This is a genomic window from Arthrobacter sp. Y3225116, assembly GCF_059091245.1.
On the sequence record NZ_JBNHGL010000388.1, the window covers coordinates 1 to 1777 of the forward strand.

Here is a 1777-nt window from a genome sequence, read left to right on the forward strand (position 1 = left end):
GCAGCACCGCGCCGGTCAGGCGCGGGGCGCCGAAGGAGCGGACGTCCTGGAGCAGCTCGGCGGCAACCGCGGCGGCGTATTCGGCCTGCCCGGCACGGGCGGCGGATTCGATGGCGCTGCGCGTCCACAGGTTCAGTGTCGGGCCCAGGCCGGCGCCGAGGTCCATGGCGGTGGCGAAGTACTCGAGCGCCAGCTGGTGGTCGCCGTGTCCGGCGGCCACCACTCCGTGCAGCTGGAGCGCCATCGCCTGGACCAGCGGCACGCGTTCTTCCGCCAGCGGGACCCGTTTGAGCAGGGCGTCGGCGGCGGCCAGGTCGTCCCGGGCAAGGTAGATTTCGGCCAGCGTCACGCAGGCTACCTCCAGGTACGTCCGCCAGCCGGTGTCCGCCGCCTGCATGCTCGTTTCCAGGTCCATCTGGGCCAGCCGCAGCCGCCCCCGGTTCAAGTGGATGGCGCCGCGGCAGTAGGTCAAGGTGGCGTTCGCCATCGGCGAGGAGTTGGCCCGTGCCTCCGCGATGGCCGCGTCCAGCAACTCGAGGGCCGCGGCGTCCTGTTCCGAGCCGTTGAGCGCACCGGTTGCGTAGTTGATGATGTTCGACTCCGCGCCGACCTCCGCCAGCAGCTTTCCGCCGGCGCACGCCCGCAGGGCCAGTTCCCCGCTGCGTTTGGCATCGATTCCGGTCACGGTCAGCCGCAGCGCCTCCTGCACCAGCAGCAGCCGGTCGCTCGGGCCGTCGTGCGCCGGGTCCTGCGCCAGGATGCTCGCCAGCTCCTGGCGGTACTCCGCCGAGAACTGCAGCTGCTGGAACCCCGCCCCTGTCGCCAGCGCAACCACCCGCCGCCTGAGCTCGGTGTGCGGGTCGCCGTCGTTGTCCAATTCGTTCAGGGCCTGGCTGTAGTAACGCGCACTTTCCTCGATCCGGTTGATCGAATACCGGGCCTCGGCGAACTCCAGCAGCAGCTCGACGCGCGCCCGGGTGCCGCGGGTCATGGCCAGCGCCCGTCGTCCCAGGACCTCCGCCCGCGGGAGGTGGCCGGCGGCCTGATGGGCCAGCGACGCTTCAATCACGATCCGGCGCTGCAGCTCCTGTGTCAGCCCTTTCTCCGCCATGGCCCGTTCGATGAGTCGGACGGCGAACTCCGCCGCGCCGATCCGACGGGCTCCCCCGGCGGCATCGAGCAGGATCTCGGCCGAGGCAGGGTCCGCGCCCGGTACGGTCGCCAGGAGGTGGCCCGCCACCACGGCGCTCTCGCTGCCCTGTGCGATCAGGGCGGCCGCCGCCCGGCCGTGCAGTTCGGCCTGCCGTTCGGGCTCCAGCGAGGCGAGCACCGCTTCGGCCACCAGGGCGTGCTGGATCCGCGGGCGGGGACGCAGGGCGCTCAGGAACCGCGCGGCGGCAAGGCGTTTCAGCACCGGGGTCAGGCCCGCTGCCGGCAACCCCGTCATGCGCGCCAGGAGCTGGTGGCTCGCGTCCTCCCCCAGGACGACGACGGCGTCCAGCACAGCGCGCTCGGTCGCCGAGAGCCGGTCGAGGCGGTCTTGAAGGACGGCGGCTTCCGCCTGGGCCTTGCCGATTGCGGCGGTATCGAGAGTTGGGCCGGTGCCGCCCTCCAGGAGCTCGTGGACATAGAACGGCGTTCCCCCCGCCGCCGCGTGGATGCGCGCCGCCACGTCGTGGTCCGCGGCGGGCCTGCGGCTTGCCGTCCACTCCGCCACGGCCTGGCGGTCCAGCGGTTGCAGCGGCCAGTGCACGCGGCCGTCGGCACGGGCGGCACT

Annotated in this window: 1 protein-coding gene; it reads right to left on the minus strand. The window is 72.7% G+C overall.

What is annotated here, in order from left to right; all coding sequences use genetic code 11:
- Positions 1–1777: ATP-binding protein (locus AC5RV2_RS17650; RefSeq protein WP_494093409.1), on the minus strand; the 1777-nt coding region annotated here is incomplete at both ends.